Source organism: Streptomyces sp. NBC_01268, assembly GCF_036240795.1.
In the GTDB taxonomy this organism is placed as follows: domain Bacteria; phylum Actinomycetota; class Actinomycetes; order Streptomycetales; family Streptomycetaceae; genus Streptomyces.
On the sequence record NZ_CP108454.1, the window covers coordinates 2,183,039 to 2,194,590 of the forward strand.

At 71.2% G+C, this 11,552-nt stretch carries 9 protein-coding genes and 1 tRNA gene; 5 read left to right on the forward strand and 5 right to left on the reverse strand.

Annotated features, from left to right (window positions below):
• Position 1 precedes the first annotated feature (1 nt).
• From OG309_RS09515 to OG309_RS09525, 3 genes are read left to right on the forward strand one after another with little or no spacing between them, the layout of a single operon-like run.
• Complete coding sequence (locus OG309_RS09515) at positions 2–1,768, forward strand: branched-chain amino acid ABC transporter permease (RefSeq protein WP_402546346.1); 1,767 nt, start codon at positions 2–4, stop codon at positions 1,766–1,768.
• 5 nt (positions 1,769–1,773) lie between these two features.
• Positions 1,774–2,838 (forward strand): ABC transporter ATP-binding protein, encoded by a 1,065-nt coding sequence (locus tag OG309_RS09520; protein WP_329428236.1) that lies wholly within the window; start codon positions 1,774–1,776, stop codon positions 2,836–2,838.
• Positions 2,835–3,551: an ABC transporter ATP-binding protein gene (locus OG309_RS09525; RefSeq protein ID WP_132915501.1), complete on the forward strand. Its 717-nt coding sequence runs from the start codon at positions 2,835–2,837 to the stop codon at positions 3,549–3,551. The genes OG309_RS09520 and OG309_RS09525 overlap by 4 nt, the downstream gene beginning before the upstream one ends.
• 66 nt (positions 3,552–3,617) lie before the next feature.
• Here the strand turns inward: OG309_RS09525 and OG309_RS09530 are convergent, their stop codons facing one another.
• Positions 3,618–4,283, reverse strand: coding sequence for an ANTAR domain-containing response regulator (locus tag OG309_RS09530; protein ID WP_329419736.1), 666 nt, complete (start codon positions 4,281–4,283; stop codon positions 3,618–3,620).
• Between the two features lie 124 nt (positions 4,284–4,407).
• On the opposite strand from OG309_RS09530, the gene OG309_RS09535 reads away from it, so the two are divergent.
• Positions 4,408–4,480 (forward strand) — tRNA-Leu (locus OG309_RS09535).
• Positions 4,481–4,531: 51 nt separating this feature from the next.
• Here OG309_RS09535 and pyk read toward each other — a convergent pair.
• Positions 4,532–5,962 (reverse strand): pyruvate kinase, encoded by a 1,431-nt coding sequence (gene pyk / locus OG309_RS09540; RefSeq protein WP_329419737.1) that lies wholly within the window; start codon positions 5,960–5,962, stop codon positions 4,532–4,534.
• A gap of 146 nt (positions 5,963–6,108) precedes the next feature.
• On the reverse strand, positions 6,109–6,783 hold the full coding sequence (locus OG309_RS09545; RefSeq protein ID WP_329419739.1) for an SIMPL domain-containing protein: 675 nt from the start codon (positions 6,781–6,783) through the stop codon (positions 6,109–6,111).
• 125 nt (positions 6,784–6,908) lie between these two features.
• Here OG309_RS09545 and OG309_RS09550 point away from each other — a divergent pair, with 125 nt between their 5' ends.
• Positions 6,909–8,720: a bifunctional metallophosphatase/5'-nucleotidase gene (locus tag OG309_RS09550; RefSeq protein ID WP_329419740.1), complete on the forward strand. Its 1,812-nt coding sequence runs from the start codon at positions 6,909–6,911 to the stop codon at positions 8,718–8,720.
• 19 nt (positions 8,721–8,739) lie between these two features.
• Here OG309_RS09550 and OG309_RS09555 read toward each other — a convergent pair whose 3' ends face one another.
• Both OG309_RS09555 and OG309_RS09560 read right to left on the reverse strand, forming a co-directional pair.
• The gene (locus OG309_RS09555; RefSeq protein ID WP_329419742.1) at positions 8,740–10,155 is read right to left on the reverse strand and encodes a lysine N(6)-hydroxylase/L-ornithine N(5)-oxygenase family protein; all 1,416 of its coding nucleotides are present in this window, start codon (positions 10,153–10,155) and stop codon (positions 8,740–8,742) included.
• Positions 10,152–11,528: a pyridoxal phosphate-dependent decarboxylase family protein gene (locus OG309_RS09560; RefSeq protein WP_329419743.1), complete on the reverse strand. Its 1,377-nt coding sequence runs from the start codon at positions 11,526–11,528 to the stop codon at positions 10,152–10,154. The genes OG309_RS09555 and OG309_RS09560 overlap by 4 nt, the downstream gene beginning before the upstream one ends.
• Between the last annotated feature and the right edge of the window lie 24 nt (positions 11,529–11,552).

The window sequence follows — 11,552 nt, forward strand, 5'->3', positions numbered from 1 at the left end:
CATGAGCGAGAACCTCACCAAGACCGAAGCGGCCGAGGCCGCGGCCGCGACCCCGGCCGCCGGCAAGCCCGCGGGCCTGCTCTGGACGGTCGTCGGCGGCAGCGTCGCGACCGCCGCCAGCTCCTTCCTCGCCTGGACGTGGACCACCGCCTTCCCCGGCAACCTCACGATCTACGGCAACCCCGCCCCGCTCCAGCTGCTCACCCTCGTCGGAGCCGTCCTCACCGCCGCCTACGCGCTCTCCGCGCTGGGCGTCAAGGGACTCGGCTGGCTCACCCCGGCCGGCTCCCGCAAGGCGCTGTGGATCGTGGCCCTGGGCACCTTCGCCACCACCCTGTTCACGACGCTCTCGATCGTCGTCGAGCTGGGCGCCCTGGTGGACCTGGAGCCCGGCGCCGGCGTCGCCGTCATCGCCTCGGCCGTCCCGGCGCTCGCCGCGTACAAGCTGCCGGACGACAGCCGCCGGCCGGCCCGCGCCAAGGCCCTGCCCTCCTGGGCCGAGGTCCTGATCATCGTCGTCGTCTTCGCCCTCGGCCTCTTCGTGGTCACCTTCGGCATCGACACCGACGACTCGGAGCCGCAGCTCTTCATCGCGTACCTGATCCTGGTCGGCTTCTCCGCCACGGCCCTGGTCAAGTCCGGTATCACCGGGCGCCTTTCGCAGATGACGGCGCGCAACCGCCAGGTGACCGTCACGGCCAGCCTGGTCATGGCGATCGCCTTCCCGTTCATCCAGCAGAGCGGCGACACGTACACGCTGATCGCGGTCAACATCCTGATCTTCGCGACCGTCGCCCTCGGCCTGAACATCGTCGTCGGTCTCGCGGGTCTGCTCGACCTCGGTTACGTCGCCTTCCTCGGTGTCGGCGCGTACACCGCGGCCCTGGTCTCCGGTGCCACCTCCTCCGCCTTCGGCGTCCAGTTCCCGTTCTGGGCCGCGGCCCTCACCGGCATGGCCGCCTCGCTGGTCTTCGGCGTCGTCATCGGCGCGCCGACCCTGCGTCTGCGCGGCGACTACCTCGCCATCGTGACGCTCGGCTTCGGAGAGATCTTCCGCATCGCCATGGGCAACCTCGACGGCACCTCGGGCCCGCAGATCACCAACGGCCCGAACGGCATCCCGAACATCCCGCAGCTGGAGTTCTTCGGCTACAACTTCGGCGAGTCCCACACCGTCCTGGGTGTCGAGCTCGGCGCGTACGCCAACTACTACCTGCTCATGATCCTCATCATGGTGATCGTCGTGGTGGTGTTCTCCCGCGCCGGCAACAGCCGCATCGGGCGGGCCTGGGTCGCCATCCGCGAGGACGAGACCGCCGCCACCGCCATGGGCATCAACGGCTTCCGGGTCAAGCTGGTCGCCTTCGCCCTCGGCGCGGCCCTGGCCGGCCTCGCGGGCACGGTCCAGGCGCACGTCAACACCACGGTGGTGCCGGAGAACTACGTCTTCGCCGGCCCCGTGCCGCCGAACTCCGCCTTCCTGCTCGCGGCCGTCATCCTCGGCGGCATGGGCACGATCAGCGGTCCGATCGTCGGCTCCGCGCTGCTCTTCCTGATCCCGGCCAAGCTGTCCTTCCTGCAGGACTACCAGCTGCTCGGCTTCGGCATCGCCCTGATCCTGCTGATGCGCTTCCGCCCCGAGGGCCTGATCGCCAACAAGCGCGCCAAGCTGGAATTCCACGAGAACGACGAGCAGCCCGACGTACCGGAGCAGCGACAGCCCGCGGACGCGGAGTCCGGCGTCGGTACGGCGAAGGCGGGGGCGTGAACGCCATGACGACCACCACCGAGACCGGCACCGGGACGACCGCGACGGCGGCCGCCGTCCTGGAGGCGCGCGGGGTCACCATGCGCTTCGGCGGTCTGACCGCCGTCCGCGATGTCGACCTGACCGTCCGCCAGGGCGAGATCGTCGGCCTCATCGGCCCCAACGGCGCCGGCAAGACCACCTTCTTCAACTGCCTGACCGGTCTGTACGTCCCGACCGAGGGCCAGGTCAGCTACAAGGGGACGGTCCTGCCGCCCAAGCCGCACCTGGTCACCCAGGCCGGCATCGCCCGTACCTTCCAGAACATCCGCCTCTTCTCCAACATGACGGTCCTGGAGAACGTCCTCGTCGGACGCCACACCCGGACCAAGGAGGGCCTGTGGTCCGCGCTGCTGCGCGGCCCCGGCTTCAAGCGGGCGGAGGCGGCCTCCCGTGCCCGGGCCATGGAACTCCTGGAGTTCGTGGGCCTGGCCGCCAAGGCCGAGCACCTCGCGCGCAACCTGCCGTACGGCGAGCAGCGCAAGCTGGAGATCGCCCGCGCGCTCGCCAGCGACCCCGGTCTGCTGCTGCTCGACGAGCCGACGGCCGGCATGAACCAGGCCGAGACCCGCACCACCGAGGAGCTGGTCTTCGCGATCCGCGACCTCGGCATCGCGGTCCTGGTCATCGAGCACGACATGAAGTTCATCTTCAACCTGTGCGACCGGGTCGCCGTCCTCGTCCAGGGCGAGAAGCTGGTCGAGGGCACCTCCGAGGTCGTCCAGGGCGACGAGCGGGTCGTCGCCGCGTACCTGGGCACGCCCTTCGAGGGTGCGCCCGGCGCGGAGGAGGCCGCGGAGGTCGAGGCCGCCGAGGCCGCGGCCGGGGCGGAGTCCGAGCCGGAGTCCGAGTCGGAGTCGGAGCCGGAGCCGGAGTCGGAGGACGCGCCCGAGGAGGCCTCGGACGCCGAGGCCGAGCCGGCCACCGCCGAGGCTTCGGACGCCGAGGCCGCCGACGACGCCGAGGCCGCTCCGGCCGAGACCCCCGCGTCCCAGGACGCGGACAGCACCACCGAAGGAGACTCCAAGTGACCGCACTTCTGGAGGTCGAGGACCTCAGGGTCGCCTACGGCAAGATCGAGGCCGTCAAGGGCATCTCCTTCTCCGTCGAGGCGGGCCAGGTCGTCGCCCTGATCGGCACCAACGGCGCCGGCAAGACCACGACCCTGCGCACGCTGTCCGGTCTGCTCAAGCCCTCCGGCGGCAAGATCACCTTCGACGGCCAGGTACTGAACGGCATCCCGGCCCACAAGGTGGTCTCGCTGGGCCTCGCCCACTCCCCCGAGGGCCGGCACATCTTCCCCCGGCTGAGCATCGCCGAGAACCTCCAGCTGGGCGCGTTCCTGCGCAGCGACAAGGACGGCATCGAGCGGGACATCCAGAAGGCCTACGACCTCTTCCCGATCCTGGGCGAGCGTCGCAAGCAGGCCGCGGGCACCCTCTCCGGCGGTGAGCAGCAGATGCTGGCGATGGGCCGGGCGCTGATGTCCCAGCCGAAGCTGCTGATGCTGGACGAGCCCTCGATGGGCCTCTCCCCGATCATGATGCAGAAGATCATGGAGACCATCGCGGCGCTGAAGGCCGAGGGCATGACGATCCTGCTCATCGAGCAGAACGCGCAGGCCGCCCTCTCCCTCGCGGACTACGGTTACGTGATGGAGGTCGGCACGGTGAAGCTGTCCGGCACCGGCCGCGACCTGCTCGTGAACGACGACGTGCGCAAGACGTACCTCGGCGAGGAGTAGGCACCACGGACGAAGGCCCGCCCCACGACGACGTGGGGCGGGCCTTCCTCGTGTGTACGGGCCGGACTACTGCTCCTTGGCCTTCGCGGCCTTCTTCTCCTCGGCGTCCTCGATGACCGCCTCGGCGACCTGCTGCATCGACATGCGGCGGTCCATGGAGGTCTTCTGGATCCAGCGGAAGGCGGCCGGCTCGGTGAGTCCGTACTGGGTCTGGAGGATCGACTTGGCGCGGTCCACCAGCTTGCGGGTCTCCAGGCGCTGGGAGAGGTCGGCGACCTCCTGCTCCAGGGCGCGCAGCTCGGCGAAGCGGGAGACGGCCATCTCGATGGCCGGCACCACGTCGCTCTTGCTGAACGGCTTGACCAGGTACGCCATGGCGCCGGCGTCCCGGGCGCGCTCGACGAGCTCGCGCTGGGAGAAGGCGGTGAGCATGAGGACCGGGGCGATGGACTCGCCGGCGATCTTCTCGGCCGCGGAGATGCCGTCGAGGACGGGCATCTTCACATCGAGGATGACGAGGTCGGGGCGGTGCTCGCGGGCGAGCTCCACGGCGGTGGCGCCGTCACCGGCCTCGCCGACGACGGTGTAGCCCTCCTCCTCCAGCATCTCCTTGAGGTCCATGCGGATGAGGGCCTCGTCCTCGGCGATGACGACGCGGGTCGTCAGCGGCGGGACGTGCGACGTGTCGGCGTCGTCGTCGGCGGCGGGCTGGGGCGACTCGGGGGCGGTCACGCGGGCTCCTCGTTCAAGGCCTCGTTCGCAGGGTGATCGAGGCGGATACAGCTCCCCATGAGCCTACCCACCTCCTGTAAGGTAGGGGCACGGCGGGTGACCGCCCCCCTTCGTTTCGAAGGAAGCCCCGGTAGCCCAGCGGTAGAGGCAATGGTCTCAAACACCATCTAGCGTGGGTTCGAATCCCACCCGGGGTACATTAACGCGATTTCCAAGGTCACGCCCCGACTGCGGCTTCCGGGGGACCGTCACTCCGCCGGGGGTTCCCCGATGTGGTGGACCCGGACCAGGTTGGTCGAGCCCGGCACACCGGGCGGAGAACCGGCCGTGATGACCACGATGTCCCCCTTCTCGCAGCGCCCGATCCGCAGCAGCTCCTCGTCCACCTGCGCCACCATCGCGTCGGTGGAGTCGACGTGCGGGCCGAGGAAGGTCTCGACGCCCCAGGTGAGGTTGAGCTGGGAGCGGGTCGCCGGGTCGGGCGTGAAGGCCAGCAGCGGGATCGGCGAGCGGTAGCGGGAGAGCCGCTTCACGGTGTCGCCGGACTGCGTGAACGCGACCAGGAACCGGGCCCCGAGGAAGTCCCCGATCTCGGCGGCGGCCCGGGCCACCGCACCGCCCTGGGTACGGGGCTTGCTGCGCTCGGTCAGCGGCGGCAGCCCCTTGGCGAGGACGTCCTCCTCGGCGGCCTCGACGATCCGGCTCATCGTGCGCACGGTCTCGACCGGATACTTGCCGACACTGGTCTCACCGGAGAGCATCACGGCGTCGGTGCCGTCGATGACGGCGTTGGCCACGTCGGAGGCCTCGGCGCGGGTCGGCCGGGAGTTGTCGATCATCGAGTCGAGCATCTGGGTGGCGACGATGACCGGCTTGGCGTTCCGCTTGGCCAGCTTGACGGCCCGCTTCTGGACGATCGGCACCTGCTCCAGGGGCATCTCCACACCCAGGTCGCCGCGGGCGACCATGATGCCGTCGAAGGCCGCGACGATGTCCTCGATGTTCTCGACGGCCTGCGGCTTCTCGATCTTGGCGATGACCGGGACCCGGCGGTCCTCCTCGTCCATGATCCGGTGGACGTCCTCGATGTCCCGGCCGCTGCGGACGAAGGAGAGGGCGATGACGTCGGCGCCGGTGCGCAGGGCCCAGCGCAGGTCCTCGACGTCCTTCTCGGAGAGGGCGGGGACGGAGACGGCGACCCCCGGCAGGTTGAGGCCCTTGTTGTCGGAGACCATGCCGCCCTCGACGACCCGGGTGTTGACCCGGGGTCCTTCGACGGAGACGACCTCCAGGGTGACCCGGCCGTCGTCGACGAGGATGCGCTCACCGGCGGTGACGTCCTCGGCGAGGCCGGCGTAGGTGGTGCCGCAGCAGTGGCGGTCGCCCTCCATCGGCTCGACGGTGATGGTGAACTCGTCGCCGCGTTCAAGGAGTACGGGGCCCTCGCGGAATCGGCCGAGACGAATCTTCGGGCCTTGAAGGTCGGCGAGGACGCCGACGCTGCGGCCGGTCTCCTCGGAGGCCTTGCGAACGCGCTGGTAGCGCTCCTCGTGCTCGGCGTAGGAGCCGTGACTGAGGTTGAGACGGGCCACGTCCATCCCGGCTTCGACCAATGCCTTGATCTGGTCGTATGTTTCGGTGGCGGGCCCCAGGGTACAAACGATTTTTGCTCGGCGCATGAGGCGAGCCTAGGGCTTACCGGCGGGTAGCGAATGGGCCGGGCATGACTACTCAACAACCTTTCAGTGAAAGGTTGTTGACAAGTCTTGAATCTGTGCGAACGCCTGCTCTGATGAGCGATTTCCGCGGTCGGGGACCGGATGTCTCAGAGTGCGGGCGGGGCCATCGTGAACCGCGCGGCGACCTCGGCGGTGACCGTCTGCCGCTGCGGTTCGAGCTCCATCGGGGCCGGCGCGTCCACCGCCTCCGCCGCGAACGCCATCCGCATCCCGCCCATCGGCGCGGGGCCGCCCTGCCCGAGCCCGGTGTCGGAGAGTTCGAGCAGCGCCACCAGTGAGGAGCCCAGCGCCTGGGCGTACTCGCGCGCCCGGCGCACCGCCTCCCGCACGGCCTGCCGGCGGGCCTCCGCGTACGCCGGGGAGTCCGGGCGCAGCGCCCACCAAGGACCGTCCACCCGGGTCCACTCCAGATCGGCGAGGCGCGTGGTCAGCTCGCCGAGGGCGGTGAAGTCGGTCAGCTCCGCCGACAGGTGCACCCAGCCCTGGTAGCCGCGCACCCGCTCGCCGCGCCCGTGCCGGGCGGGCTCCGGGCTGACCGAGAGCGCGCCCGTCTCCAGCTTGGCGACAGCCTCCCCGTACGACTTGACCAGGGCGATCGCCTCGGCGTTGCGGCTCGTCAGGGTGGCCAGGACCGAGGAGCGGTCGGTGCCCCGGGCGCGTACCGAGACACCGATCCTCGCGAGTTCCGGATCGACCTCCAGGCGGCCTTCGCCACGGACCGTCACCTGGGGCGCCTCGGGGGTGGGCTGCTGCTGTGTCATACCGAACACTTTCCCACTCCGTAACCCGAAAGGTCTGTTGCGACCGTGCGGTCTGAGCCAGAATCTACGCGCGTTGTGCGCCACGGTCGGCGCCTTCGCCACAGAACCACAAGGGGAGAACACACATGCCGCTGAACCGCAGGACGTTCCTGGAGCGCTCGGCCGCCGCCGGGGCCGGAGTGGCCCTCACCGGCGCCGTCGCCGTTCCGGCCGAGGCCCACGACGGAGCCCCCGGCCACGGCCGCCCGCGTCCGCAGAAGCGGTACTCCTTCACCGTGATGGGCACCACCGACCTGCACGGGAACGTCTTCAACTGGGACTACTTCACCGACAAGGAGTTCGACGACAAGGCCCACAACGACGTCGGCCTCGCCAAGATCTCCACCCTGGTCGAGCAGGTCCGCGAGGAGAAGGGCCGCTGCAACACCCTCCTCATCGACGCCGGCGACACCATCCAGGGCACCCAGCTGTCCTACTACTACGCCAAGGTCGACCCCATCACCAAGGCGGGCGGCCCGGTCCACCCGATGGCGCAGGCCATGAACGCCATCGGCTACGACGCCGCCGCGCTCGGCAACCACGAGTTCAACTACGGCATCCCGGTGCTGCGCAAGTTCCAGGACCAGCTCGACTTCCCGCTGCTCGGCGCCAACGCGCTCGACGCGAAGACCCTGCGCCCGGCCTTCCCCCCGTACAGCATCCACCGGCTGCGCACCCCGCACGGGCGGGACGTCAAGGTCGCCGTCCTCGGCCTGACCAACCCGGGCATCGCCATCTGGGACAAGGCCAACGTCAGCGGCAAGATGGTCTTCCCGGGCCTCGAGGAGCAGGCCGCCAAGTGGGTGCCGAAGCTGCGCTCCCTCGGCGCCGACGTGGTCGTCGTCTCGGCGCACTCCGGCTCCAGCGGCACCTCCTCGTACGGTGACCAGCTCCCGTACGTCGAGAACGCGGCCGGGCTCGTCGCCGAGCAGGTCCCGGGCATCGACGCGATCCTCGTCGGGCACGCCCACACCGAGATCCCCGAGTACCGGATCACCAACAAGGAGACCGGCAAGGACGTCGTCCTGTCCGAGCCGCTCAAGTGGGGCCAGCGCCTCACCCTGTTCGACTTCGACCTGGTGTGGGAGAAGGGCCGCTGGACCGTCGAGAAGGTCGGCGCGCAGGTCCTCAACTCCAACACGGTCGCCGAGGACCCGGAGATCACCGGGCTGCTCGCGGACGAGCACAAGAAGGTCGTCGCCTACGTCAACCAGGTCATCGGCACCTCCACCGCCGCCATGACCACGGCCGACGCGCCGTGGAAGGACGAGCCGATCATCGACCTGATCAACGTCGTCCAGGCCGAGACGGTGAAGGCGGCCCTGGCCGGCGGCGCCTACGCGAACCTGCCGGTGCTCTCCCAGGCCTCCTGCTTCTCCCGCACGGCCCGCATCCCCTCCGGCACCATCTCCATCAAGGACGCCGCCGGGCTCTACCCCTTCGAGAACACCCTGGAGGCCCGACTGATGACGGGCGCCCAGCTCAGGGAGTACCTGGAGTACTCGGCGAGGTACTACGTCCAGACCCCGGCGGGCGCGCCCGTCGACACCGCGAAGCTCACCAACGCGGACAACACCCCGGACTACAACTACGACGCCGTGTCCGGGCTGACGTACGACATCGACATCGCCAAGCCCGCGGGGCAGCGGATCGCGAACCTGCTCTTCCAGGGCAAGCCGCTCGACCCGGCCGCGCAGTTCGTGCTCGCGGTGAACAACTACCGGGCCAGCGGCGGCGGCGCCTTCCCGCACGTGGCCAAGGCCCAGCAGCTGTGGGCGAACTCGGACGAGATCCGCAACACCATCATCCAGTGGGTGAAGGCCAAGGGCACGGTCGACCCGTCCCTGTTCGCCTCGGTGGACTGGAAGCTGACCCGGGACGGCGTGCCGGTGTTCTAGGACGGATCCGTCCCGGCACTCACACGTTCTGAGTGAGAGGCGTCAGCTTCTGGCCCTGGGCCGGGATGCTCGGCGCCTCTCGCGCGTCCAGGCCGAAGGTGGTGAAGGCGGTGCGGCGGGGCAGCGGGTACGGCTCCTCGCCGGTGACCGAGTTGAGGATGACGGCGCTGCGCCAGGCGGCGAGCCCCAGGTCGGGGGCGCCGACGCCGTGGGTGTGCTTCTCCGCGTTCTGGACGTAGACCGAGCCGGTGACCGAGTCGTCGAGCACCAGCCGGTACGCGCTGTCGATCCGGGGCCGGCCGGCGGAGTCGTGCCGCAGGTACGGGTCGAGGCCGGCGAGCATCCGGTCGACCGGGCGCTCGCGGTAGCCGGTCGCCAGGACCACGGCGTCGGTGGTGAGCCGGGAGCGGGTGTTCTGCTGGGCGTGCTCCAGGTGGAGCTCGACCTTGGTGGTGGCGACCCGGCCGGCCGTGCGGACCCGGACCCCCGGGGTGATGACCGCGTCCGGCCAGCCGCCGTGCAGGGTGCGCCGGTAGAGCTCGTCGTGGATGGCGGCGATGGTGTCGGCGTCGATGCCCTTGTGCAACTGCCACTGGCGGGGCACCAGTTCGCCGCGCACCGGCTCGGGCAGGGAGTGGAAGTAGCGGGTGTAGTCGGGGGTGAAGTGCTCCAGGCCCAGCTTGGAGTACTCCATGGGGGCGAAGGCCTCGCTGCGGGCCAGCCAGTGCAGCTTCTCGGCCCCCTCGGGGCGGGCGCGCAGCAGGTCGAGGAAGACCTCGGCGCCCGACTGCCCGGATCCGATGACGGTGACGTGCCCGGCGGCGAGCAGGGTCTCGCGGTGGGTCAGGTAGTCGGCGGAGTGGATCACGGGCACGCCGGGCGCGTCGGCGAGCGGGCGCAGCGGCTCGGGGACGTACGGCTCGGTGCCGACGCCGAGGACGACGTTGCGGGTGTACGCGCGGCCCAGCGCCTCGGCCTCGCCGTCGGCGTCCAGCTGGGTGAAGTCGACCTCGAACAGGCGCCGTTCGGGGTTCCAGCGGACGGAGTCGACCTGGTGCCCGAAGTGGAGCCCGGGGACCAGGCCGCTGACCCAGCGGCAGTAGGCGTCGTACTCGGCGCGCTGGATGTGGAACTTCTCGGCGAAGTAGAAGGGGAAGAGCCGGTCGCGGCTGCGGAGGTAGTTGAGGAAGCTCCACGGGCTGGCCGGGTCGGCGAGGGTCACCAGGTCGGCCAGGAAGGGGACCTGGAGGGTGGCGCCCTCGATGAGCAGGCCGGGGTGCCAGTGGAAGGCGGGCCGCTGCTCGAAGAAGGCGGTGGTGAGACCGCCCGGGACGCCCTGGGCGAGCGCGGCGAGGGAGAGGTTGAACGGGCCGATGCCGACGCCCACCAGGTCGTGCGGACGGTCGAGGTCGTGCTGGGGGGTGCTGCCGGTCATCGGTCGGTGCCGCCTTCCACGAGGGTGAGGATCTGTGCCAGGTCGCCGGGGGTGGCGTGGGGGTTGAGCAGGGTGGCCTTGAGCCAGAGCCGCCCGTCGGCCGCGGCCCGCCCGAGGACCGCGCGGCCCTCGGTGAGCAGGGTGCGGCGGATCCCGGCGACGGCCTCGTCGGGAGCGCCGTACGGCCGGAACAGCACGGTCGTGAGGGTGGGCCGGGCGTACAGCTCCAGGCCCGGGGCCTTCTCGACCCGTTCGGCCAGCTCCTCGGCGAGCGCCATGCAGGCGTCGACGAGGGCGCCGAGCCCCGAGCGGCCGAGGGCGCGCAGGGTGACGGCGGTCTTGAGGACGTCGGGCCGCCGGGTGGTGCGCAGCGACCGCCCGAGGAGGTCGGGCAGTCCGGCGTCGGTGTCGTCGTCGGCGTTCAGGTAGTCGGCGCTGTGTCCGAGGACGGCGAGGTCGTCGGCGTCCCGGACGGCGAGCAGCCCGGCGGCGGCCGGCTGCCAGCCCAGTTTGTGCAGGTCGACGGTGACCGTGCGGGCCCGGTCGAGGCCGGCGAGGAGCGGTCGGTGCCGGTCGCTGAAGAGGAGCGGGCCGCCGTAGGCCGCGTCCACGTGGAGGTCGGCGTTCCCGTGCGCCGCGCACAGCTCGGCGATCTCCGGGAGCGGGTCGATCAGTCCGGCGTCGGTGGTGCCGGCGGTGGCGGCGACCAGCAGCGGTCCGGGGAGGTCGGTGAGCGCCTGCTCCAGGGCGACCGGGTCCATGGTGCCGCTCGGGGCCGGCACGAGGACCGGCTCGGGCAGGCCGAGGAGCCAGGCGGCGCGCCGGAAGGAGTGGTGGGCGTTGGCTCCGACGAGCGTCTGCACGGTGCCGCCGCGTTCTCGCGCGAGGAGCAGGGCCAGCTGGTTGGACTCGGTGCCGCCGGTGGTGACCAGGGCGTCCGGGCGGGGCGCGGCCGGGAACGCCTCGGCGGCGAGGGCGGCCGTGACCAGGTCTTCGAGCACGGAGGCGGCGGGGGCCTGGTCCCAGGAGTCCAGCGACGGGTTCAGCACGGAGGCGGCGAGGTCGGCGGCGGCCGCGAGGGCGAGCGGCGGGGTGTGGAGGTGCGCCGCGCACAGCGGGTGCGCGGGGTCGGCCGCCCCGGCGGCGACCGCCCGCACGACGGCGGACAGCGCCTCGGCGGCCCCCGACCCGCTCCCGGGCAGCGCCTCCCCCAGGGCCTCCCGCACCTGATGGGCCACCGCCCGGGGGCCCCCGGCCGGGAGGGGGCCGCCGCGGTCCTCCGCTCCGGCGCGGAGGGCGTCGAGGACCGTGTCGAGGAGGGGACGGAGCTGCTCGGGGCCGGGGGCGCCTCCGGCGAGGGGTGCGGCACGCATGGACGACAGAGTGCCGGGGGTTCT

Bases quoted from the DNA above. Each gene is read 5' to 3' on its own strand.
- OG309_RS09515 (WP_402546346.1), top strand. From the start codon at position 2: ATGAGCGAGAACCTCACCAAGACCGAAGCGGCCGAGGCCGCGGCCGCG.
- OG309_RS09520 (WP_329428236.1), top strand. From the start codon at position 1,774: ATGACGACCACCACCGAGACCGGCACCGGGACGACCGCGACGGCGGCC.
- pyk (WP_329419737.1), bottom strand. From the start codon at position 5,962: ATGCGCCGAGCAAAAATCGTTTGTACCCTGGGGCCCGCCACCGAAACA.
- OG309_RS09545 (WP_329419739.1), bottom strand. From the start codon at position 6,783: ATGACACAGCAGCAGCCCACCCCCGAGGCGCCCCAGGTGACGGTCCGT.
- OG309_RS09550 (WP_329419740.1), top strand. From the start codon at position 6,909: ATGCCGCTGAACCGCAGGACGTTCCTGGAGCGCTCGGCCGCCGCCGGG.
- OG309_RS09555 (WP_329419742.1), bottom strand. From the start codon at position 10,155: ATGACCGGCAGCACCCCCCAGCACGACCTCGACCGTCCGCACGACCTG.
- OG309_RS09560 (WP_329419743.1), bottom strand. From the start codon at position 11,528: ATGCGTGCCGCACCCCTCGCCGGAGGCGCCCCCGGCCCCGAGCAGCTC.